Source organism: Acidobacteriota bacterium, assembly GCA_016196035.1.
GTDB lineage: Bacteria > Acidobacteriota > Blastocatellia > RBC074 > RBC074 > JACPYM01.
Genome location: JACPYM010000036.1, coordinates 15,376 through 40,208, shown reverse-complemented (window position 1 = coordinate 40,208; position 24,833 = coordinate 15,376). Strand labels below are relative to the sequence as shown.

At 58.2% G+C, this 24,833-nt stretch carries 13 protein-coding genes; 5 read left to right on the top strand and 8 right to left on the bottom strand.

Going from position 1 to position 24,833, the window contains the following annotated elements; all coding sequences use genetic code 11:
- Positions 1-27: 27 nt before the first annotated feature.
- Positions 28-762, bottom strand: coding sequence for a glutaminyl-peptide cyclotransferase (locus HY011_12875; GenBank protein ID MBI3423824.1), 735 nt, complete (start codon positions 760-762; stop codon positions 28-30).
- A gap of 256 nt (positions 763-1,018) precedes the next feature.
- On the opposite strand from HY011_12875, the gene HY011_12870 reads away from it, so the two are divergent.
- Positions 1,019-1,369 (top strand): histidine triad nucleotide-binding protein, encoded by a 351-nt coding sequence (locus tag HY011_12870; protein MBI3423823.1) that lies wholly within the window; start codon positions 1,019-1,021, stop codon positions 1,367-1,369.
- Between the two features lie 259 nt (positions 1,370-1,628).
- Here HY011_12870 and HY011_12865 read toward each other — a convergent pair whose 3' ends face one another.
- Positions 1,629-2,660, bottom strand: coding sequence for a DUF1698 domain-containing protein (locus HY011_12865; GenBank protein ID MBI3423822.1), 1,032 nt, complete (start codon positions 2,658-2,660; stop codon positions 1,629-1,631).
- Positions 2,661-2,763: 103 nt separating this feature from the next.
- Here HY011_12865 and HY011_12860 point away from each other — a divergent pair, with 103 nt between their 5' ends.
- The 3 genes from HY011_12860 to HY011_12850 all read left to right on the top strand — a co-directional run bounded on the left by HY011_12860 (position 2,764) and on the right by HY011_12850 (position 7,018).
- Complete coding sequence (locus tag HY011_12860; protein ID MBI3423821.1) at positions 2,764-3,960, top strand: glycosyltransferase family 4 protein; 1,197 nt, start codon at positions 2,764-2,766, stop codon at positions 3,958-3,960.
- Positions 3,961-4,019: 59 nt separating this feature from the next.
- On the top strand, positions 4,020-5,804 hold the full coding sequence (locus HY011_12855; protein MBI3423820.1) for a methyltransferase domain-containing protein: 1,785 nt from the start codon (positions 4,020-4,022) through the stop codon (positions 5,802-5,804).
- A gap of 176 nt (positions 5,805-5,980) precedes the next feature.
- Positions 5,981-7,018 carry an RluA family pseudouridine synthase gene (locus HY011_12850; GenBank protein MBI3423819.1) on the top strand — a complete coding sequence of 346 codons (1,038 nt, stop codon included), beginning with the start codon at positions 5,981-5,983 and terminating at the stop codon, positions 7,016-7,018.
- Between the two features lie 49 nt (positions 7,019-7,067).
- Here the strand turns inward: HY011_12850 and HY011_12845 are convergent, their stop codons facing one another.
- The 3 genes from HY011_12845 to HY011_12835 form a co-directional block, all read right to left on the bottom strand.
- Positions 7,068-8,513 carry a hypothetical protein gene (locus HY011_12845; protein MBI3423818.1) on the bottom strand — a complete coding sequence of 482 codons (1,446 nt, stop codon included), beginning with the start codon at positions 8,511-8,513 and terminating at the stop codon, positions 7,068-7,070.
- 366 nt (positions 8,514-8,879) lie between these two features.
- Positions 8,880-9,506 (bottom strand): response regulator transcription factor, encoded by a 627-nt coding sequence (locus HY011_12840; GenBank protein ID MBI3423817.1) that lies wholly within the window; start codon positions 9,504-9,506, stop codon positions 8,880-8,882.
- 51 nt (positions 9,507-9,557) lie between these two features.
- The gene (locus HY011_12835) at positions 9,558-16,535 is read right to left on the bottom strand and encodes a PAS domain S-box protein (GenBank protein ID MBI3423816.1); all 6,978 of its coding nucleotides are present in this window, start codon (positions 16,533-16,535) and stop codon (positions 9,558-9,560) included.
- Positions 16,536-17,546: 1,011 nt separating this feature from the next.
- Between HY011_12835 and HY011_12830 the strand changes: the two genes are divergently transcribed.
- A complete protein-coding gene (locus HY011_12830) occupies positions 17,547-22,136 on the top strand; it encodes a S8 family serine peptidase (GenBank protein MBI3423815.1) in 4,590 nt (1,529 codons plus the stop codon).
- 231 nt (positions 22,137-22,367) lie between these two features.
- Here HY011_12830 and HY011_12825 read toward each other — a convergent pair whose 3' ends face one another.
- The 3 genes from HY011_12825 to HY011_12815 all read right to left on the bottom strand — a co-directional run bounded on the left by HY011_12825 (position 22,368) and on the right by HY011_12815 (position 24,786).
- On the bottom strand, positions 22,368-23,612 hold the full coding sequence (locus HY011_12825; GenBank protein MBI3423814.1) for a DEAD/DEAH box helicase: 1,245 nt from the start codon (positions 23,610-23,612) through the stop codon (positions 22,368-22,370).
- Positions 23,613-23,708: 96 nt separating this feature from the next.
- Positions 23,709-24,083, bottom strand: a complete 375-nt coding sequence (locus HY011_12820; GenBank protein ID MBI3423813.1) for an RNA-binding protein — start codon at positions 24,081-24,083, stop codon at positions 23,709-23,711.
- A gap of 304 nt (positions 24,084-24,387) precedes the next feature.
- On the bottom strand, positions 24,388-24,786 hold the full coding sequence (locus tag HY011_12815; GenBank protein ID MBI3423812.1) for a hypothetical protein: 399 nt from the start codon (positions 24,784-24,786) through the stop codon (positions 24,388-24,390).
- Between the last annotated feature and the right edge of the window lie 47 nt (positions 24,787-24,833).

Genomic DNA, 24,833 nt, shown 5'->3' with positions numbered 1-24,833 from the left:
CGGTTGGCGGTTGCGGCCTACTGCCAGCTACCTTCTCACTTCATTCCGCCCAACCTTCAACTTAATCTCAAACAATTTCGGCCACAGCTTCCCCGTCACAAACAAACGATTCGTGGCGGCATCATAGGCAATGCCATTCAACACATCGGCGCGGCTGCCATCTTGTGGCGTGAGCAAGCCGTTTAGCTCAATCCAGCCCACTACGCTGCCATCCGCCGGATTGATGCGGGCCACGCGGTCGGTGTACCAAATGTTGGCGAAGATTTCGCCGTTGACGTATTCCAGTTCATTCAGCCGCGCCACCGCTTGTCCGCGATCACGCACGGTGATGGTGCGTTGCACTTGAAAGGTGTTCGGGTCGAGAAAGCGAATCTGGTTGCTGCCGTCGCTCAAGATCAGCGACTTGCCATCGTTGGCGAGGCCCCAACCTTCGCCGGAGTAGGAAAAAGTGTTGAGTTGCTGAAAGGTTTCCTGGTCGTAAACAAAACCCACGTGGTTTTGCCAGGTCAGTTGCAACAAGCGTCCATTGAACAGGGCCAGCCCTTCGGCAAAATACTGCGACGGAACATCCAGCTTTTTCAGCACGCGCCCGGTTTCCAATTCGACTTTCCGCAAACTGGATGAGCCATTCAGCCCGGTGCTCTCAAACAGCGCGCCCTGGTAAAACACCAAGCCCTGGGTGAACGCCGCCGCGTCGTGCGGATAGACGTTGACCACCTCGTAAGTGTAAACCGGCACTCTGACAGGCGCTGTTAAAGGCATATCCTGCTGCTCAGGCTCAGTGCTTTGAGCCGCGACGGGAGCGGGCGTATGACATGCCGACAGCCAAAGCCCGCCAACCAAGATTATAATCACACTGAATAACCGCATCGTAATTTACCTCGTGAAAAGCTGCCAGGGGACGCGGCAACCCTAAAATAACAACCCCGCGCGGTCAAGCGCAGTCTTCGGCACGCAAAGGCGAAAGTCTGTGTTAGTATCGCCGCTCAATCAATTTTATCTTTTGTAAGGAGTTTGAATGACAGAAGCCGATTGCCTCTTTTGCAAACTTGCGGAGGGCACGATCCCGTCCGAGAAAGTCTATGAAGACGACCAAGCACTGGCCTTCCGCGACCTGCACCCACAGGCACCCACCCATGTGCTGTTGATTCCCAAAGAACACCTGGACTCATTAAACGACGCCAGTCAGAGCGACCAACCCTTGCTGGGCTACCTGCTGCGCCTGGTACCCAAGATCGCCAACCAGTTGGGCATTGCCGAAAGCGGCTTTCGCACCGTGATCAATACGGGCGGCGAGGGCGGCCAGACGGTTGATCATTTGCACATCCATTTGCTGGGCGGACGGCCGATGACTTGGCCGCCGGGCTAAAGCTTAAAGTCTGGCGAAGTCTGGAAGGTAGTGGATCAATGAGGAGAGAGATTACGGAACAAACGGAACAGTACTCACCAAGCCAGTTCCGTGTGTTCCGTTATTTCCGTCTGTTCCGTAATCTCTCTTTTATCTCTCCTGCTTGAACCACTGCCGTCTGGAAATGTCATGGCAAATCAACTCTCGCAGGCAAACCTGCAGATGGTAACTAGCGAGACTTCCCCAGACTTCTCTAGACTTCGCCAGACTTTCCCATTTCCTACCATTGCGTGCCTTCAATCACTTCAATCCTGCCGTCTTCTGTGCGCTGCCCAGCGTGCCAAATCCGCACCGCAGCTTCGCCTAACGCCAGCCCCGGCGGCAGCGGCGCATTGATCTGCGTCAAACCAGCCTTGGCTGGATCGCCGGACGGACCGACATAAATCGGATGAATGCCGAAGCTCCCGATTTCCACCCGTGTGTCCCAACGTTGCGCGTGCGTGGGCAGCCCTTCCACCAGCGCCGCCAAAAAGGCGTGCCGCCCCGTGCGCGGAAATTCTGGCTTGATCGTCACGGCGTTGAACAGTTCGCGCAGTCGCAATGTGGGTGCGGACTTGGCCGGATAATCGTGCCAATGGCGATGCGCCTTGAAGGTCGCGCGCGTGGCTTCCTGCCGCAACAGTTCGACGCGGGCGAAACCGGCGGAACGCAGCATCCGCGCCATGCACTCGGCATTCGGCCCCCACCAGTTGTCATATTGCCCGCCGAGTTCGTCGAATTCGTAAAATTCCATTACTGGTTCCTGCGCGGCGTGTAGCTTGTCCACCACGTGCGATTCAATGATGGCGAAATCGCGCGTCACTTCGCACACCCGCTCCAACGCCAGCAGAGGATGGCGCAGGTGATAGAGCACGCCCAGAAAGAAAACGATGTCGAACGCGCCCAGTCGCGCGTTGGTCACATCGTAAACACTCAGCTCATGAAATTCAGCCTGCGCATGCAGGGCGGCTTTGGCTTTGAAAAAGTTTTCGGGCCGCCAGCAATCCACCGAGGTCACGCGCGCGCCACGCCGTTCGGCTTCAAACGAATAGAAGCCGTCCCAGCAGCCGATGTCGAGCACGCTGCGTCCGGCCAGATCATCCGGCAAGTTGAAATGGCCGAAGTTGTCGCGCAATTCGGCCAGCGAATGCACGCCCGGCGTGACCAGGCCATTGCCCAAATCCAGGCTGTGCCACCACGAACCAGCCGCCATTTCTTGATTGGATTGCTGGGCATCGTCCAGCAGTTTTTGTCGAAGTTCAGTACTATTCATGCGTTTTTAGGATGACGAATGCGGAATGCTTTGGCCGGAGCATACAACACGCGCGCGCTTTGTCTAAAACCGAATTTGCCAAACCAGAAGCGTATGAGTAAGCTTGCGCCCTATGCGAGTGGGCCTCGACGCAATTCCCTTAGTAGCGGCAAAAACAGGCATCGGACATTATACGGACGCATTGGCCGATGCCCTGGCACGCGCGCATCACGAACACCAGTACACGCTGCTTTCTCCCTTTGATTTTCCCTTTGAATTCAACGGCCAGTCCAGCGGGTTAAGCAATGGCAATGGCAAGGCCGACAGTCACTCCAACGGCCAGAGTAAGCCGCCGAATCTGATCAAACAATTTCTACCGGTGCGTTCGATCTTCCGCCATTGGTGGCTGGTGGGCTTGCCTGCGCTGATGCGCATTTCGCCGTTCGATGTCTTTCATGGCACCAACTACTGCATTCCGCTGTGGGCCAACTGTCCGACGGTCGTGACCATTCACGATCTATCGCTGTTTACCCAGGCCCACACGCACGAGAACGAGAACGTCAAACGCGGTAAACGGCGCATGCCCTTGATGGCACGGCGCGCCACGCTGATCATCGCGCCCAGCGAATGGACGAAGCGCGAAACCATCGAACATTTGGGCGTCAAAGAACACAAGCTGCGCGTCATTCCCGAAGCCGCGCGCCCGCACCTGCACCCGCTGCGCGAAGATGAAATCCAGCCGGTGTTGGAAAAGCACGATATTCGCGGGCCATATCTGCTTTACGTCGGCACCATTGAGCCGCGCAAGAATTTGCTGACGTTGTTGCGTGCCTACGCCGACCTGCTGCGGACGACCGAACAGCGCCCACAATTGGTGCTGGCAGGAGGCAAGGGCTGGCTCTTTGACGAAGTGTTCAAGCTCGTCGAAGAATTGCAACTGCAAGAGCACGTCACGTTCACCGGTTATGTGGACGATGCCGACCTGCCCGCGCTTTATTCGGCGGCGCAGGCCTTTGTCTATCCTTCATCATACGAAGGCTTCGGCTTGCCGCCGCTCGAAGCGATGGCCTGCGGTACGCCGGTCATTACCAGCAACGTGACCAGCTTGCCGGAAGTCGTCGGCCAAGCCGGTCTCACGCACGCTCCCGATGACGCGCGGGCGTTGACGGAAGCAATGGCAACGCTGCTCAGTGATTTCAATGTGCACGCACATTTTCAACAGGCTGGGCTGGAACGCGCTCAGCTCTTTTCATGGGAGCGCGCCGCCCGCGCCACCCAAGCGGTTTACGACGAAGTCTTTAACTACTGGCACAAAAAGTAGTCAGTAGTCAGTAGCCTTCGATTGACTACCGACTACCGACCACCGACCACCGACTACCGATGAATCGCCTTAAACTTTTCTGGCTCAATCTGCGCTTCCTGTTCTCGCGCGAACTTGCGGCGAGCTTAGACGAACAGGAACACAAGCTGGACGCGCGGGTTGACGCTGTTGAACAACGCGCTGACACCCGTGCGGACGCCTACGAACGCGCGCTTGATACGCGACTGGAAGAGCGGGCCGTGGCTCTTGAAGAGCGGCTGAACGCCCGTGAACATGCGTTGGATGAACGATGGGACACGCGCGAACAAACCGTGGATGAGCGCTTGGATTCGCGTGAACAGGCGGTGGATGAGCGTTTGGACGCGCGCGATCAAACGGTGGATGAACGGCTGGAATTGCGTTTTAGCGCTCAGGCAGAGGAAGCGACAACACGCGCCAACAACTATGAAGCGGCGCTCGATGTGCGCGTAGACGAACGTTTCGCCAAGCTGGAAGCGCACACCGATGAACGTTTCAGCGTGATCGAACAACGCAACGATGCCCAGTTGATCGCGCTGGCGCAGCGCCTGGATGAACGCTTCGACGGCCACATGCGCCTTACCGACAACCGCTTTGACGACCGCTTTGCCCGCGCCGAACGCCAGATTGACGAGCGTTTCGTGGCCCTGGAAAAGCTCACCGACACGCGCATGGAGCGGCACGAGAAACGTACCGACGCGAACCTGAAACTCAACCGGGCCGACATCCTCGACCGCACCGACGTGATGTTGCAAATCTTTGAGCAGCGGCTTGATCAACAGCGGCGCGAGCTCAAAGCCTTGCGCGAACAGCTTGCCAAACAACAGGCTGGCGGCGAGGTCAAAGCTCAGACCAACGGCAATCACCCGGCGGCCACACCTGCCGAAACTGAGCCGCCCGCGCCCGTGCAATCCTTCCTCAAACTCGCGCAAAGCAGCGGCCTGATTGGCGCAACCAAGCTGCCGACGACCGATGCCACGCTTTATCAAAAGATTCTCGACTGGAAAAAGGTCGCGCCCGACAAGCTGACCGAGTTCACTGCCGACGAACGCGAAGTGGTGGATTACATTCTCAGTTTTATCAGCGATGCCGGTGAGCGCGCATACACCCAGCAGCACCTGCGCCGCTTCCTGTCCACGCTGCAACGCATTCCGCCGCCACAACGTTCGACCGACCGCCTGCTCGAACTCGGCAGTCTGTTACACCTCGTCCCCGCGCTCAAAAAATTCAGCGGCTATCAGCAAGTGTTTGGCGCGGATTATTGGGAAGGCGCAGAGAAACTGACCGTCGAGATCATCAAACAGGTCAACGGCAGCGAAAGCCACAAGGTGGAGTTGCGCAACTTCAACGTCGAGTCCGATCCCTTTCCCTATCCCGACAAACACTTTCGCGTCGTGCTCTGCTGCGAATTGCTCGAACATTTGCAACGCGATCCCTTGCACATGCTTTGGGAATGCAACCGCGTGTTGCAGGACGACGGCTTTTTGCTATTGACCACGCCCAATATCGCCAGCGCGCGTTCACTGGAAGGCGTCCTGATCGGCTGCGCGCCCTATCTGCTTTCGCAATACAATCTGACTTCCCCCGCTGACCAGCACAACCGCGAATACGCGCCGTATGAAGTCGGCATCGCGCTGGCCGCCGCCGGGTTCACCGCCATCGAATTGGAAACTGAAGATGTTTGGCTGCGCTCCAATCCGGCGATCCTGAAGCTGCTGGAAGAGGTCAATCTGCCGACCGACATGCGCGGCGACAACATCTTCGCGCTCGCCCAGAAGTCCGGCCCGCCGGTCGAACGTTATCCCAAAGAGTTTTACATCGAGTAACAGATGTCGGGACATATTTACGAGAAGCTCAATCCAAGCACGAAGAGCGCCTCATTCCAAGTCGCGCAACCCGCCGAGGTTGCGCGGCTTGCTTCACTCCAACCATGGACTCCCTGTGGTCTTTTGCTGAAGCCGCGCAACCTCGGCGGGTTGCGCTACGAGTGCCCAATCGAATAATGGCTAACACGACTGCGACTGCGCGTGAAGAAGTAAAAGAACGATTAGCGGAAGACGACGATTACGGCGCCGCTGCCGTCCTGGCGTTATCCGTCCCCGTCGAAGCTGACAATCAGCGGCTTGATCTTTTTTTGGTCGAACGAGTCAGCACGGCTAGCCGCTCCGCCATTCAACGCGCGATCACGGGCGGTGAAATCACCGTCAACGACCGTCTCGTCAAACCCAGTCATCGGCTGACCGTGGGCGAATTCATTGCCGGAACGATTCCGCAAGCGCCGCCCATCGAAGCCGTCCCCGAAGACATCCCGCTCAACCTCATTTACGAAGACGACACCCTGATCGTCATCAACAAACCCGCTGGCATGGTCACGCATCCGGGCGCGGGCGTCACGTCAGGCACGCTGGCCAATGCGCTGGTGCATCACCTGCAACAGCAAGCCGCCGCCCTGCCCAAACGCGGCGGCGTTTCGCGGCCCGGCATCGTACATCGCTTGGATGTGGGGACTTCGGGGCTGATTGTCGTGGCGAAGACAGACCAGGCGCACCTGCACCTGGCCGAACAATTCGAGGCGCGCACGGTCAGCAAAAACTATCTTGCGTTGGTTTACGGAAACGTCAAAGAGAATGCCGGTCGCATCGAAGCCCCGCTGGGCCGTGATCCGCGTAGCCGGGTGAAAATGGCCGTCGTCAAAGAGGGACGCTCCGCCTTGACGCTTTATCAGGCGGTGGAACGTTTTGCTGAGTTCACATTGCTGGAGGTGGAAATCAAGACCGGGCGCACGCACCAGATACGTGTGCACCTGGCATATCTGAATCACCCTGTCGTGGCAGATACGACCTATGACGCGGGCCGCGCGCAACAACTCAAACATCCGCAAATACGCGCGGCAGTCACGCGCTTGAAACGGCCCTTCCTGCACGCCGCCCGGTTAAGCTTCACCCACCCGGCGACACGGCAACGTTTGGATTTCACGGCGCCCTTGCCAGCAGAGCTATCGGCCTTGCTGGATCAAGTCCGAAACGCAGGCTTAGCTTGAAATTTCGGCGGGCCGCTCTTTTGTGCCAAGCACGTTTACACAAAACTCACTATGGACAGGCGGCGCTGCTGACCGGAATTTTGATGCGATATTCCGTGCTGTAACTCAACACACGCGCGGTCGTGCCGCCATTGACCTCGCCGCTGGTGAGTTGCGTTCCCAACAGCGGCAACAACTCCGTTGTCGAAACGGAAAACCAGGCAAAGTTGCCGGGCTGAATTAAATTGCTGACAGTTAGCGGCGCCAAGCGCAACGAGCCGATGTTCACATCCGTCAGGCAGGACAACGGCGTGGTGCCGCTGGTTGAAACGACCTGATTTGAAGCGCCCGTGCCGAAGCCCGTGATTTGCAGGTTCGTCGAACTCCCGCTCCCGGCAAAATTCGCCAGGGGTCGAAACAACGAAAGCTGGGTCGTATTCAAACCGTTGAGTTGCGTCGGCACACCATCGAACCCCAATTGCGCCGGCAACCGGTCGTAATTCACATTGTCGAAAATCATCTCTGCCTGATTGTTGCCATCCGCCGTCACGATTCCTTCTTTGCGCTTGGCGACGGTGTAGGCTTTGAGCAAGGCCGACACGTTGCGCCCGCCGAGCGGTTGCTTGACGACGGCTTGCCCAATCAGCCAGTTGAAATCGGTGGGACGTCCGCCAGCATCGGTGGCGACCGCCATAATGTAACCTTTCACGCCCGGATCGAGATCGCTCAAGGCAAAGCTCACGGTTTGCTGGGCGGCCAAACACAGCGTGAAGTTGCTGACTTCGCAGGTCGAGCTATTGACCAAAAAGAGCCGCACAAGCGCGCTAGTGCCGGGATTGGTATTGGTCAGACTGAGTTGCGTATTTTCGCGCGCGGCATTGCTGGCGCTGGATGTGTAGCGGGTGAAAAAGAGCAGCGAACCGGGTTTCTGATCATCCAGTTTCGAGGCCGCTGAGACGGCGCACAATTTCAAATCCAGGAATTTAATGACGAACATCTCGCGCGGGCCGGTGATCACCGTGCGGCTGGGCGTGCCCATCACACCAGCGGAAAGCTCCCAAAGAAACCGATATTGCAAGGGCGCCTGCGTCACGGCGTTCAAATCCGCATTGCCGGCCACGAGGGTAACGCCCGGCAATACTTCGCCTTGCACGTTGGTTTCAGTTTGCGGCACAAAAGAAGCAAATTGCCGCGCGGGTAACAAAGCCGCACTACTGACGGCTTGCGCGAACGTCAACGTGCTGGTGGACAGCCGTACATCGCCGCGCATGAGATGAACTTTGAGCACCGCGCCTGCCGGAACGTCTAAGAAACTCGGCGACTGAATCAAAATGCTCGAAGGGTTGGCGGGCAAATCCGTGGCATCTTGAAAGGTAAAATACAGCGCATCGCCGGCACGCGCGCTGACACCGGCAGAGAGCAGCACGAAGAGAATGGGCAGGACATTTCTCACCACCATGCCGCGCACACGGCCTGGCAAAACGCTTGCTTGATCACACGGCAATTCTTTGTTCATCGAGAAGCTCCTTCGCAAACAACACGGCGTAAGCAGCACGCCGGTAAAAATGGACAGCCAGCTAAGGCGGGCACCGGGCCAGCAGACCACTGAGTTAGGTAAGAACAGGATTTTCTTTGGGGCTGAATTATTTCCCGCCACGGCCAAACGGCTTACCGGGCGGACTTGGGGTGCAACGATGATGTCCGTACCGTGACAACTGGCAATTCGTCGAAACGCTGGACAGTTACAGCCAGCCACGCGCCACGCGCGGCTAACTGCAAGGGTTTCACTACGAGATGCGGGCGGAGTCTAGCATGATTGGCGCTAAGCAAGTAGCCCAGCCAAGCGCGGGGCAGCGTGCGGCAAGCCCCGCTTCACTTGAGATCAACCGACCAGGCCGTTCTGCACGGCGTAATAGGTCAATTCGGCGTTGTTGCGCATTTTCATTTTGGTCAGGATGCGCGCGCGATAGGTGCTGATGGTTTTCACGCTGAGCGCCAGCATGTTGGCAATCTCGGTCGAAGTCTTGCCGGACGCGAGCATTTTCAAAACCTGATATTCGCGCTCCGAGAGCAGTTCGGGTTGCGGGCGATTGCTCTCTTCGGGGAAGGCCAATTTTTCGGCCAGCGTCTGGCTGATATAGCGTCCGCCGCAGACAATCTTTTTCAACGCGTTGAGTAATTCGTGCGGCGCGCTTTCTTTGGTCAAATAGCCGGACGCGCCCAGTTTCAACGCCCGCAAAGCGAATTGATCTTCCGGATGCATGCTTAATAGCAAGCAGGGCAGCGCCGGGAACTCCCGTTTGATCTCGACCAGTAAATCCAGGCCGTTCTTGTCGGGCATGGTCAGGTCGAGCACGGCGGCGTCCCACGGTTCACTGCGCAAACGCTGCCACGCTTCGGTGGCATTGGGCGCTTCGCCTGTCAGCCATTGGTCGGCCTCTTCGGCAATAATTTGTTGCATACCGCGCCGGACGACGGCGTGATCATCCACCAATAAAACTTTGAACATCGTCTTTCTCCTTTATCACTGGGCGCAAGCTGAATAAGCTCCGCTGCCAGGTTACACCGGCACCTTGACCGTCACGGTCGTACCGCGTTCATGGGAACCTTCAAAATCAACCTCACCGCCGACCATCAGCGCGCGTTCGCGCATGCCCAGCAACCCCAGCGATTTGCCATCGCGCAGATTGCCGGTAGTAATGCCGCGCCCGTTATCCGCCACACTCAGGAGCAAGGCGTTTTCTCTGGGCAGCAAATGAATCACCACGCGGGTGGCGTCAGCGTGCCGGATGATGTTGGTCAGAATCTCTTGCAGGATGCGGAACAACGCGGTGGCTTTTTCCTGGGGCAAATCTTTGGGTTCCGGGCAAAGCCAGATTTCGCATTCGATGCCGGTGCGCGCCTGGAAATCCTGCACCTGCCATTCGATGGCGGCGGTGAGGCCCAGCGTATCCAGCACGCCCGGTCGTAATTGCGTCGCCAGATCGCGCACGGTTTGGATGGTGTCATCCAGTAAACTCGCCATGCCCTCGGCCTTTTGCACCAGGGCTTCCTGGGCATCGCCCGACGTGCCGTTGGTCAAACGTTTATGCAGCCAGGCCACATCCAGCTTCAGCCCGGTCAACATCTGGCCCAGCGAATCGTGTATCTCACGGGCGATGGCGGTGCGTTCCTCTTCGCGAATGGCCGCCAGCCGGGCGGACAGGGCGCGCAACTGTTCGCGCGATTCGGCCAGTTTGGCTTCATCGAGTTTACGTTTGGTGATGTCCAGCGCGATGCCCTCGATGATCGCCGGGGTCTGCCCATCGGCCTCGCGGTAAGTGATATTGGCCAACGCCCACACGGCACTGCCGTCTTTGCGCCGCAATTGCATTTCATAGTTATTCAAACCGCCTTGACGGCGCAATTGTTCGAGCATCTCGGCGCGCAGTTGCTGATCCGGGTAGATCCACCAGGCCTCGGTGTCCTTTAACTCTTCGGGCGAGGCAAAGCCGAACATCGTCGCATAAGCGTCATTGCATTCCAGATATTGGCCTTCGGCAGTCGCGCGATAAACACCAGCCAGATTGCGTTTGAATAACAACCGGAAGCGTTCTTCGGTCGCGCGCAGGGCCTGCTCTGCCAATTTGCGTTCGGTCACGTTCTGCGCCGTCAGCAACAGATAGTCTTCACCGGCCAATTGGATGGCTTCGCCATAAACGATCAGATAGCGCAATTCGCCGTTTTTGGCGCGCAGCGTCAGCTCTTGATCGCGGATGGTTTCGCCGCGGCTGAGCTTGGCGTTCATCTGTTTGCGTTGCGCGCGGTTGACCCAGAGATCCAGTTCGACGGCATCGCGGCCAATCGTATCTTCAACACTGTGCCCCATCACGCGCGTCCAGGCTTCGTTGACGGTAACGAAGCGGCCTTCCGGCAAAGAGGTGATGGCAATTGGTTGCGGGCTGGAATTGAAGGCTTTGGCAAAGCGCTCTTCCGAAGCGCGCAGCGCCTCTTCGGCGCGCTTGCGCTCGGTGATGTCACGCGCCACCGAGAGCACGTGTTGGACGCCCTCGATCTCGATGATTTCGGCGGAAACCAAAAAGTGCCCGATGCGGCCGCTGCCCACATAGTAGTCGCATTCGACGTCGCGCACTTCACCGACCTTGCGCAGGGTCTCGCCCATGGCGCGGCGCTGGTCGGCATTCACCCACAGATCAATCGCATCGGCGGTGCGGCCGAGCATCTCGTCTTCTTCCAAGCCCAGCGCGGTGAGGCAGGCCCGGTTCACACTGATATAACAGCCATTTTCCAGGCGTTGTAAGACCATCGGTTCGGGGCAGGCGTTGAACGCTTTGGCAAAGCGCTCTTGCGAAACACGCACGTCTTCTTCGGCCTGCTTGCGAGCGGTAATGTCCGTCACGGAGGAAAGCATGTGCGGTTGCCCGCCCAAATCAATCGTTTCGCCGCTGAGCAAAATGGTGTGCACCGCGCCGTCTTTTCTGCGCAAGCAGGTTTCGAATTCGCGCACTCGACCCTGTTGCTCTAACAGCGCAAAGAACCGTTCGCGGTGCCCGGGCTCCACCCACATCTCCAATTCAGCGGCGGTCTTCCCGCGTGTCTCGTCGAAATCGAAGCCGGTAAAGCTGGCCCAGGTTTCATTCACCTGGACGATCTTCCCTGCCGGTAAAGAGCTAATCGCCATCGGACTCGGATTGGCATTGAAGGCTTTCGCAAAGCGCTCCTCAGCCAGTTTGCGCTCGGTGATGTCATGCACCAGCACAATCACATATTGTTTTTGGCCCAGCGTCATGGCCCGCACGGAAACCAGCGCCTGGACGATGCGGCCAGCGCACGTTTTCAGACGGGCTTCCTGTTCCCAGGCGCCGCCGTGCAAGGCCATTTGCCGGTACAATTCAGCGCGCTCATCGGCCGCTTCCCACAGGCCCAGTTCAAGCTCGGTGTGCCCGATGGCTTCGACGGAAGTGATGCCGAAGAGCTTGCACCAGGCTTGATTGACGTTGACGAAACATTCGGTCGCCTGTTCAGTCAACGACACGGCCAGCGGACTATCGTCAAAGGCCGCCGAAAACCGCAGTTCCGATTCGCGCAAGGCGGCTTCGGCATGTTTGCGTTGCGTAATGTCGCTGATCGAAAGCACCACCGCTTGCAGTTCATCCGAATCCTGATGGAAAACCGGTTGTGAGCTAACCGAAAGCCACTTGTGATTTCCATCCGGCCGGATGACGCCCAGCACGACGCCGGAGCAGGGCTTGCCGGTGCGCAAAGTCACGACGGAGGGCGCTTCATCGGCGGGGAAAGGCGTGCCATCTTCGCGGATGGCGCGCCATTCGGGATTGATTAAGGCGCGTTCGCGCAAGGCGTCGCGGCGCGCGCCCAGAATGCGTTCGCAACTCTCGTTGCAAGTCAGCAGTTCGCCTTCGGAATCGAGCATTAGGATGCCTTCTTCGAGCACACTGACCAACGAACGATACTGCTCTTCTGAGGTGCGCAACGATTCGGCGGCGCGGTGACGTTCGGTCACATCGCGCATCATCGAAAGATGCAGCCCCGGCAGGAAATTGGCGCGCGCGTTGTATTCGATCTCATGCAAGGTGTGATCGCTGCGTAGCAGTTGAAAATGGCCGGTGCGCTCGCCCTGCTCCACCAGTTTTTGCAGCGAACGCCGGGCGACATCCTTGTTGTCAGGTTTGACAAAATCGGCCATCGTCTGGGCGAGCAGTTCTGCGCGCGTGACGCCGTATAACCGGCAGGCAGCGGGGTTGGCATCCACATATTGCATGTCGTCATTGACGATCAACATGCCATCCAGCGCGTTGTCCCAAATCGCGCGGAACTTTTCTTCGCTCTCACGCACGGCCACTTCCGAAGCACGCCGCTCGGTGATGTCGCGGAAATTCACGATGATGCTGCCCACATCCGGCTGCTGCAACAAATTGGTCATGGTCACTTCCAACCAACGCCATGACCCGTCTTTATGCTGCGTGCGGAATTGAAGCGAGCGGCTGGCGCCGGGCGTTTGCCCAACCTCTTCCCGGGCGCGCAGCGCTTCATCCACATCGTCCGGATGCACGCGCGCCAGCGGTTGGCGGCCCAGCACCTCTTCCGGCAAATAGCCCAGCACGCGCTCATAGGCAGGGCTGACATAAGTAATGCGGCCTTCGGCATCTTGCAGCGAGATGCCGTCAAACCCGTTTTCGACGAGCGCGCGGAACCGGGCCTCGCTCGCCTGCAATTTGGCTTCGGCCTGGGCGCGTTCCGTCTCGGCGGCTTTGCGTTCGGAAATGTCGTGGAAGTTCAGTACGTAAGCGCACACGCTCGGCTCTTCGAGCAAATTGGTGATGCGGCCCTCAACCCAGCGATAACCGCCGGTTTTGGCGCACAAGCGATATTCAATCGGGACGCTCGCGCCGGGGGCGAGGTTTTCGCGCAATTGATTGAGCTTGGGCCAATCATCCGGATGGATGCGGTCGGCACCCGTAGTATCGAGCACTTCTTCCAAAGAATAACCGTGCTGGCGCGTATAAGAGGGACTGATATAGAGCGTTTTGTTGTCTGCCGAGATGAGCACGATGCCGTCGTAACTGTTTTCGATCAAGGCGCGGAAGCGTTCGTCGCGCTCTTTGATGAGGCGTTCGGCCTGCTTGCGTTCCGTCACATCCCGCACGATGCCGCGGAACCCGCCGGGAGAACCATCCGCCTGGCGCATCAGGGTGATCGAAGTCTCCAGCGCGCGCGCCGTCGCATCGGGGCGCACGATTTCAAACTCAAAGGTCTTGACCGGCACGCCGGTTTTGAGCAACTGCCGGAACATCTCATGGGCGCGTTGTTTGGTTTCCTCCGCCAGGAATTGCTGCACGCCCCGGCCATTCATTTCTTCCTGCGTGCGCCCAAAGATTTCGCAGACGGCTTCGTTAAAGAAGCTCAGTTGCGCGTTCAGATCGAGTTCCCAATAACCATCCTGCAAGGTGGCCAGGATTTCGCGATAGCGCTCTTCGCTCTTACGCAATTGATCCTCGGCCAATTTGCGCGCCGTCACATCGCGGATGACGGAAATCACGCCGACGACTTCGCCGGCGCGATTGCGATGCGGGCCATACCGGGCCGCCAGCCAGGCGGGCTGCGCGAGACCGGCAGTCCGTAATTGGAAGTCTTTACTGACCGAGGTCTTCCCTGCCAACGCCTCATTCAAGCGTTCGGGGACAGCCGTCTCAAGAAACTCAGGATAAAGGTCGAAGATATTTTGGCCCAGGACTTGAGCGGCCGGTAACCCGCTAAACGTTTCCATCGCGGGGTTCCAGATTCTGACGTAAAAATCGCGGTCATAAACCACGATACCTTCGTTCGCGCTGGCGATGATTTCCTGGTTGAACTGTTTCGATTCCAGTAATTCGGCTTCGGCTTTTTTGCGGTCGGTGATCTCGCTGACGGTGGAAATCACGCCGACAATCGCGCCGGTTTCGTCGCGCAACGGCGCATCCAGCCGTGAGTAAAACCCTTTTTTCAGCCCAAAATCGTAGGCAATATCTTCGCGCGGCAGCGTCTCGCCCCGCAATGCCCTTTCCAGCCGTTCATAAATCCCGGCGCCGGACATCGCCGGGAAGACTTCGACGGCGCGCCGCCCTACCAGGTCTTCCGCCCGCCAGCCGCTGATCTCTTCCATCGCGGGATTCCAGAGCAGATACGTGAGCGTGCTGTCATAAACGATGATACCGTCGCGCGCGTTGGTGATGATCTGCCCATTGAATTCCTGCGAGGCTTGCAAGGCTTCTTCGGCGCGCTTACGGGCGGTGATGTCGCGCATGGTGACGAGCACCCCGACAATCTCGCCGTGCGGATTGCACAACGGCCCATAAGAGGCCTCGACCCATTTATCCGAATGCCCGCTAAATGCAAACTGCCGCCCGCGAATTGTCTCGCCGGCCAGCGCGCGCCGCCAATACGCCGGCGATTCCGTACTTTCCAAATACGGAAAGACCTGGATGACATTTTCACCCAGCACCTGCGCGCTATGCGTGCCGGTGATCTCGGCCATCGCCGGGTTCCAAACGACGACAGTTAGCTCGCGGTCGTAAACGGCGATGCCTTCGAGGGCGCTATCAATAATCTGCTGATTGAACTGTTGTGATTCGCGCAGAGCGTCTTCGGCCTGCCGCCGCGCCGTCACATCAGTCAAAATGCCGATCACGCCAATGACCTGTTCGTCATTATCCGTGAGCGGGCTGTAACGCGCCGAAACCCAACGATCCCCTTGCGGCCCCATCAAAAAATCAGGCGCTTCGACCGTATCGCCCTGCAAGGCCTGTTGCAGCATTTGGCCCAACCCGGCCGCGCGCCACGCAGGCGCCAATTCCAGAATCGGACGGCCCAGGACATCGTCGCCCATTAGACCGCTCAGGTCTTCCAGCACCGGATTCCAAACCATGCAGCGCAATTCGCGGTCATACACCGCGATGCCTTCGCTGGCGTTGGCGATCACTTGATGATTGAACTGCTGGGAACGGCGCAGCCGCGCTTCGGTGCGCTTGTATTCGCTGATGTCGGAAATCAGGCCAATGACCCCCGTGACATCGCCTTTGGCGTCTCGCAAGGGGCCGAACAGGCAGCGCGCCCAGGCCGTCTTGGCGCCTTGTGCTGAATTCACCAGCGTATCCGCGCCGATGATCGTTTCCCCTGCCAAGGCCCGCTCAATCTGTTCCATCATCCCCGATTCACGAATGGTCGGGAAGACTTCCAGCGGGTGACGCCCGATGACGCGGTGGCGCGGCAAGCCGGAGAACTCTTCCATAAACGAGTTCCAGACGATATAGCGCAAATCCGCGTCGTAAACCACCACGCCTTCACGGGCGTGGGCAATGACCTGTTCGTTGAATTGCTTGGCCTCGCGCAATTCCTCTTCCATCAATTTGCGCAAGGTGTTGTCCCGCGCCATGCCGAAGAGACCTACGATTTGATTGTCTTTGTCACGAAAGGGAACTTTGGTGGTTAAGAGGCTGCGCTCAGCGCCCGCATTCTCTGGCGCGCCGTCATCGAGCCAGATTTCTTCGGTGAAGGCACGGCCATCCGCCAGGACTTGCGGATCGGATTCGGCGAGCTTTTGCGCAATGGCTTGGTGGAACAGTTCCGTATCGGTTTTGCCGAGCACCGCGTGCGGATCGCGCTGCATCCAGGCCCCGAAAGTATCGTTGACAAACAGATACCGGCCCTCGCCATCTTTGATGAAAATGGCGTCAGGGCTGCCTTCCACCAGCGTCTGCAAAAAGCCGAGGCTTTCACTGACAGTGTTTTTTTTCTGCGTCTGGCTTTCGTCAAACTGCGCGAGCCATTGCTGCAATTTGCCCGTCTGGCCTTTGCGCGGTTTGAGCGAACGGGTGCTTCTGGTTGAAGGGGTGTCAAAATTGGGGCGGGTTTCGACTTCATCGAGTGGCAGGAGGTCAGGCAGAGGCTCAGCCGCCTTGCCATTTTTCACCTGGCGGCCATTCAAGTTTTTCGTCTGTCCCGCTTCGACGATGGCGGCCTTATGCCCATTCGACGATTTCATCTGACAATTCTCCTACGCCAAACCCTTCCTGCCGCCGCCCCTTCGTGCTGATTTTCCCCTCAAGTTGCGGCGCGTTCACCTTTGCAGATGTAATTGAATTATCGGTACTGAACAAATTGCGAATTTAGGACAGCAGTTGTTTGAGAAAGCGGACAACCGGTAAATAAAGCGCTGCCCGCACTCACTGTATAGGGAGCGGCGTTGTCCGGGAGAGGAAAGCGACTGGCGCGCGGGCCAGCGCGGGGCAACTGATGTCCTGTCTTATCTTTATTTTTCGCCCGCCTTGGTTTGGGAAGCCTGCCTAGGGCGCGCTGCCGACGGACGACTGAGGGCTGGTTCCAGCTTGGGATAGCGGGATGTCACCGGAAACACAGCCTAACATTCCGCTTAGGAGTGAGATAAGCCACAGTTAATTACACATTTTTCCGCTCACAAAGGGCTGCGTTGACGGCCTCTACCCCATCCTGTACACTCGCCGCCGATCGGAAATCAAGCCCGCGTTTCCAGCAAAACAATTGTCAAGGCCATGCTGGCGCGGCCTTTTTAGTTTTTTTGCACTCACTGGGCGGCACTCTAATCCACCTTGTTCCTGGCCCGAGCCTCACTTACCGGCAAGGCTATCGTCTATGGTTCGGCGTCGAAAACCGAAGTTGCTCCGACTTTTTGCTGCATTCGTCTATGCGTTATCCGGCTATGCTGAAGACAACTAAATTTGCGTGTGCGCGTTTCGCCAACCGGCGGTTGACACCAACCAGCCGGGGCTGGCGTTTCAGCCTGTTTTTTTTGCTCGTGCTTGCCTGTGCGTTTCCTCTGTTTTCCGGGCACCCTATTTCGCAAGCCGCCAGGCCAGCCGCGCCATCGCAAACAACTCGTCAAAGCGCCTATCGCAGCCCGCACCGAAATCACAAGGTGCGGCTGCGCGACAGCGTTCTCACAGAAACCCTTGTCGCCCGTGGCGCAAGGCTGCTGGCGCAGTATGAGCGCGAGTGGCTGCTCAGTGTTGATGAGGCCATGCTTGATGCGCTCCCGGAAAATGGCTACGAGTTGCGAGACGAGGAAAACCTGATCCTGCTCAACAGCGGCGTGCTGGACACTGTAAACATTGCGTTGCAACAAGCACGTGCGCAGCAAGACCGCCAGGCTGCAGCCGGGCCAGCGTTGCGTTTGGTGCAATTCGCCGGCCCGATCAAACCATTTTGGTACAACGAACTGCTCAAAACCGGCGTCACGATCATCGCCTATGTCCCGCACAATACTTACTTGGTTTATGGCGATGCGGCGGAATTGATGCGATTGCAGGAATGGGCGACGAGCCGCGCCTATGTGCAGTGGGATGGCGGCTATGAAGAGTCTTTCAAGCTGGATCCCAGCGTGGCCGAACTGCGCGCGCAAAAGGGCGCACAAACAATTCCGAATCAAAACGATCTGTTCGCCATCCAACTGGTCAACGATGCCACCGTCAACCCGGACACGCTGCAAATCATTAATGCGCTAAAACTCGATCCCATCAAGTCGCAGTATCGAGTGCTGAACTATCTGAATGTGATCGTGCGGCTGCCCTTGAGCGCGGTTGAAAAAGCTTTAGTGGGCCGACGCGACATCGTCTCGATCATGCGCTACGCCGAACCGGTCAAGCAGGACGAGCGCCAGAACATCATCCTGACGGGCAACCTGACGAGCGGCCAACCGAACGCGATTGATTATCTGAGTTATCTCAATGCCCAGGGCCTCACCCAGGCGCAATTCAGCGGCTCGAATTTCGCCGTCAACGTTTCGGATAGCGGGGTTGATAACGCCACCACGCTCCCCAATCACTTCGCGCTTTATCTAGGCGGCAACATTGCCAGCAGCAGCCGTATCGCCTATGCCCGTTTTGAAGGGACGCCGAATCTGACCAGTACGCTGCAAGGTTGCGACGGCCACGGCACGCTCAATGCGCACATCATTGGGGGCTTTGTTCCATCGGGCAATCCGTTCAACATTTTTCCGCACGCCGACGGGCAAGCCTTCCGCTACGGCTTGGGTGTCGCGCCTTTTGTGCGTCTGGGTTCGACCATTATTTTTGACCCCTCGCGTTACACCTTTCCCAACCTGATCAATGTTGAAGCCCGCGCTTATCAGGATGGCGCGCGCATTTCGTCAAACAGTTGGGGAGCGCCCACCAATGGGGCTTACACGATTGATGCGCAGGCCTATGACGCGCTGGTGCGCGATGCGCAACCCAGCAATGCCCCCGTCCCCGCCGCCGGGAATCAAGAGCAGGTCATCGTGTTTTCGGCAGGCAATGGCGCGGTCTCCGGTTCCATCGGTTCGCCCGGCTCGGCAAAAAACGTCATCACGGTGGGCGCGGCGGAAGGCGTCAATGCGTTTAATGGCGCGGATGGTTGCAACATCGCCGATGACCAAGCCAACAACGCCAACGACGTAGCGAATATCTCCAGCCGGGGGCCAACCGCCGATGGCCGCAACAAACCCGATCTGGTCGCGCCCGGCACACATATCACGGGCGGTGTTTTTCAGGCCTCGAATCCGGGCAGCAATGGCACGGCTGCCGATTGTTACCTAAACGCGACCTTTGGGATCACGACATGCGGCGGGCCGGGCGGCATCAAATTCTTTCCTGGCGGGCAGCAGTTTTATACGGCCTCTTCCGGCACGAGCCACGCGGCCCCGGCGGTGGCAGGAGCAGCGGCTCTGGTGCGCCAACGATTCCTAAATGAAGGACTAACCGCGCCTAGCCCCGCGATGACCAAAGCCGTGCTGCTGAATACGGCGCGCTACCTGACCGGCAACAACGCCAATGACAGCCGCTGGTCAAACAACCAGGGCCTGGGCGAGGTCAACTTAACCAGCTTCTTCGGGTTGTTTGCACAACAGACTGTCCTGCACGATCAACTCGCCGCCGAAATCTTTACCAGTTCCGGCCAGCAGCGCGTCTTTACCGGCGTGATTGCGGATTCAAGCAAGCCGCTGCGCATTACGCTGGCCTGGACGGATGCGCCCGGTTCGACGGTCGGCAATGCCTTTGTCAACAATCTCGATCTCGAAGTCACGCTCAACGGCCAAACTTACAAAGGCAACGTCTATCAAGGCGAATTTTCAGTCACGGGCGGTTTGGCCGATACGCGCAACAATGTCGAAAGCGTCACGCTGCCTGCCGGTGTGACCGGTTCATTCGTCGTCACGGTCAAAGCCACCAATATCGCCGGTGATGGTGTGCCGAATTTTGGCGGCGCGCTTGATCAGGATTTTGCTCTGGTGATTGCCAATGCGACCCAAACCACGCAGCCCGTGATCAGCGGCGGAACTGCCACGCTGGTCACGGAAACCTGTCTGCCCGCCAATAACATGGTTGATCCGGCTGAGACCGTGACGATGAGTCTGGCACTGCAAAACGTAGGCACGCTTGGCACGTCCAACCTGATCGCGACCTTGCAGGCTACGGGCGGCGTCATCAATCCAAGCGCGGCGCAAACCTACGGCGTGCTCGCGGCAGGCGGCCCGGCGGTGGCGCGCAATTTCACCTTCACTGCGGTGGGTGTCTGCGGCGGCACGCTCAGCGCAACCTTGAATTTGCAGGATGGCGCGACCAATCTTGGCAATGTCAGTTTCGCCATCAGCCTGGGTCAGTTGATGGCGACGACGGTGAACTTTAACAGCAGCGCCGCGCTCACCATTCCGTCAGGCGCGCCCGCCACGACCACCGGCCCAGCCACGCCTTATCCCTCGACGATCAATGTTTCGGGCGTGACGGGCACGGTCAGCAAAGTGACGGTGACGCTGAACGGGCTGACGCACACGAACCCTGACGATCTGGACATCCTGCTGGTCGGGCCTACCGGGCAAAAAGTATTGCTTGTCTCTGACTGCGGTGGCGATACCGATCTCAGCAATCTGAGCTTCACCTTGGACGATGCAGCCGTAGCCTTGCCGAATGCCACAGCCATCAGCGCGGGCACGTTTCGCCCCACGAATTATGGCGACGGCGACATCTTCAATGCGCCCGCGCCCGCCGGGCCGTATGCCGAACCGAGTTTGACGGTCTTCAACAACCTGAACCCCAACGGCACGTGGAGCCTTTATTTGATGGACGATGCCGATGGCGACACAGGCGCGCTGACCGGCTGGCGCTTGAACCTGACGACGACGACCGCGACCTGTTGCAACAACACCACCTGCGGGACGCTCACGGTCAATCCGCCCACCATCCCGGCGGGTAACATCGGCAACCCTTATGCACAGACGTTTATGCAAAGCGGCGGCACGGGCGCAGTTTCTTTCGGCTTGGTTGGCGCGTTACCGGTGGGATTAAGTTTCACCCCGGCGGGCTTGCTTTCCGGCACACCGACTCAAGCAGGTAGTTTCCCGCTGATAGTGAGTGTGATTGATGCGCAAAATTGCCTGGGCCAACGCAACTACTCGCTCCTGATTGGTGATTTGGCTGTCGCGACAGCCACGTTACCGGATGGCAAAACCGGCCAACCCTACGCGCAAAACTTGCAGGCCACGGGCGGCATACCCGCTTACACCTGGAGCCTGCTATCCGGCGCACTGCCCGCCGGTTTGAGTTTTAATAACGCTGGCGCACTCGCGGGCACACCTACACAAGCCGGCACGTTTAACTTCACAGTGCGCGTGACGGATTCTCAAATGGTACAGGCGCAAAAGGCGCTCTCCTTAAAGGTCAATCGAGTGGCCGTCAAGGCCGATTTCGACGGCGACGGCAAAACCGATCTGAGCGTCTGGAGTCCCAGCACCATTGCGCCATCTCCGAATTGGACGGTGCTCAACAGCAACAATGGCCTAACCGCCACGCAGCAATGGGGCGCGGGTTATACACCGTATTTGGACACCATCGTGCCCGGCGATTACGACGGCGACGGCAAGGCCGATCACGCCATCTGGCGCGGGCAGGATTCGATCTGGTACATCCGCAAGTCTTCGGATGGCAGCTTCATTCTGGATTTGTGGGGCGCGAACTATGCGCCCTATTTCGACATTCCCACGCCGGGCGATTTCGACGGCGACGGCAAAACGGACATCGCCGTCTGGCGGCGCGATGGCACCTGGTATGTCAAACGCAGCAGCAATGGTTCGTTCTTGCTTCAAGCGCTGGGGCAAAACGGCGACATTCCGGTACCCGCCGATTACGATGGCGATGGCAAAACGGACTTCGCGATCTTCCGGCCTGGTGCGCTGGCGCCTGATCCGAACTGGTTGATCCTGAACAGCGCGACGAACACCGTCACCAGCATTCAGTGGGGCGCTGGCTATGCTCCCTACTTTGACACGCCTGTGCCAGCCGATTATGACGGCGATGGCAAAGCTGATCTGGCGATCTGGCGTGGCGCGGATTCGGTCTGGTACATCCGCAAGAGCAGCGATTTTCAACCGATCTTGCGTTTGTGGGGCGCTAGTTATGCCCCCTACAACGACATTCCCTGCCCTGGTGATTACGACGGAGATGGCAAGGCGGACATCGCCGTCTGGCGTCCGGCCAGTGCCACTTGGTTTGTGTTACGCAGCAGTAACGGCTCTTTCCTGGGGCAGGGGTATGGACAAAGCGGCGATGTGCCCGTGCCTGCCTACGGCGTGAGATAAGCAGCAGCAGGGCGCGCAGAATTGCCACAGAGGCACGGAGCCACAGAGATTTGTCGTTTGTTGGAGAAGTTCTTGGTCTGGCTCTGTGGCAAGTTTTTGCGTAAGTTCTGAGCAGGTCAAAGCGCAATGCAATTCGTCTTTGCGCGCCAATTTCAAAAAAGAAGCGCCCGCCAGTGCAAAACTGGCGGGCGCTTCTTTTTGAGCGTTTGCTGATTGATGCTAGTGAACCCTTCAACGGCCCGCGCGGCGCGGTGAGAAAGAGCGCACGCCGCTGCCGTACCCGCTCTGCCGCCGCGTTGAAGCGATGGGATTCACAGGCGGTTTGACTAACAATTCCCGTCCGCCAAAGGCGGGCAACAGGACACGTTCAATCGGCTGTTGCGTCAGCTTTTCGATGGCGCGCAAGGCCGGTTCTTCGGCCAGCGTGACCAGCGTGATAGCTTGCCCTTCGTTACCGGCGCGGCCACTGCGCCCGATGCGATGGACATAATCTTCGGGCGCCACCGGCACATCGAAATTGATGACGTGCGAGATGGCCTCCACGTCAATCCCGCGCGCGGCGATGTCGGTCGCCACCAGCACACGGCAACCGCCATTTTTGAAGCTGCGCAAAGCCGCTTCGCGTTGGGGTTGTGAGCGATCCGCGTGAATGCGCTCGACCTGATGTTTGCGCGCCGACAAGAGTCGGGCCAGGCGTTCAGCCCCGCGCCGTGTGCGGGTAAACACCAACACACGCTCGAACCGCTCGCGTTCAAGCAGATCGAACAGCAACGCATTTTTGGATTCCAGCGCAACCGGATAGGCTTTCTGTGTGACAGTGATCGCAGCCTTGCCGCGCGGACTGACTTCGATCAATTGCGGCTGACGCATATTCTGCCGCGCGATGCGTTCGATGGCCGGTGACATCGTCGCGGAAAAGAGCAGCGTTTGCCGCTTCACAGGCAAGCGCGCCAGCACCCTTTGAATCGCTGGCCAGAAACCCATATCAAGCATACGGTCGGCCTCGTCCAACACTAACGTTTCAACCTGTGCGAGACTGAGCAGGCCGGAATCCAAATGATCCTGCATACGTCCGGGCGTGGCGATAACGACGGCGGGGCCACGCAACAACGCCGCCCGTTGCCGTGTCATGCTGGCGCCCCCGGTCAGCGTAGCAACCTTCGTGCGTTGCGACCCGTCCAGTTCGTGCAAGCTGGCGGTGATTTGTCCGGCTAATTCACGCGTCGGCGCCAGAATGAGCGCACGCACTGACTTACTGGCCGGTTTACCCGGAAAAGTAGGACCCGCCAATCTTTGTAACAGCGGCAGTAAAAAAGCCGCTGTCTTGCCTGTGCCTGTCGCGGCACAGCCGATTAAATCTGACCCGCTGATAACCAACGGGATAGCCGCAGCCTGAATGGGCGTCGGCTCGGTGTATTCAAGAGACTCGCAACGGCGCACCAACGCGGCGTCGAGTCCCAATTCTGAAAAACTCATTGCATTCCTTATCGCGCCACATAAATTCACCATGCAGAAGCACGGGTCGCGGTCGTGACGCACGCTCCACGACCCGTGCCTGACTGTTAGGCGAGCTTAGTAGCGCGAACGGCCGCCGCCGCCGCCGCCGCCGTAACCGCCACCGCCGCCACGACCGCCGCCACCGCCACGACCGCCACCGCCGCCACGACCGCCGCCGCCGCCAAAGCCGCCGCCACCGCCGCGATTCTCGCGGGGTTTGGCTTCATTCACGGTCAGGTTGCGGCCATTGATCTCGCGCCCATCGAGTTGCTCAATGGCGGCCAGACCTTCTTCGCGCGATGACATTTCGACAAAGCCGAAACCGCGTGAACGGCCCGTGTCACGATCGGTGACCACGGAGGCTGAATTTACCGTGCCCAGACCGGAAAACAATTCTTCCAATTCTCCGTCTGAAGTTTGGAACGACAAATTGCCAACATAAAGTTTCATAGGTGGATATACCTCTCCTCTAAGGAGTGTTAAGAGAAGCTTCGAATGTAAGGGGCTTCGGTGTAACGGTAGCAGCGAAGGCTTGCGTTCGGACGTTCAGAGGAACGGCTTCTGTGTTAGTGATCGGCCTGCTCTCGAACTATCCAATTAACGCCGCCACTCTGAAGGAGAGGCTGGTGGCGCATCACCGTTGATGCGCGAGAGAAGGAATGAACGCTTGCACTATGCACGATTAACCTCGCAGATGCAATCCCTCAGCGCCAGCCGATTGGCGGACGAACTGGTGCTTGATTGATTGCGTTCCTCACTTGCTAAGCTTGTTCTTTGGCTCCCAAACCTTGAACTCCTGGAATCGCTCCCGCGCTTGCTGATAGTCGCTATACACGATGATAGTTCGCTCCTCGATCCAACTGGCACGAAGTTTTTGCTGAATAAAAATAATCTTCAGTGCGGCTTCCAGTGTCACATCCTGTAGCTCGATGTTTAATTTGAGTTGTACTCGAACTGATTCATCAAACACCACATTCACCTTCAAGGTTCGGCCAATCTGTTTGATCGCATCTTTCACCTCGACATCCTTGAAAGTCACATTCTGCAAAACTCCGGTTCCGGCCTCCTTTGACGGCTCTGTTGTTTGAGCATAGCTGGAGCACGCCAGTCCGGCCAACAATGCCAGCGTTATCAATAACGGCTTCATCTTCATATTGCCTCCTTAGCGACTGCGAAACGTTTGGGTTTTGGTTGCGCTCA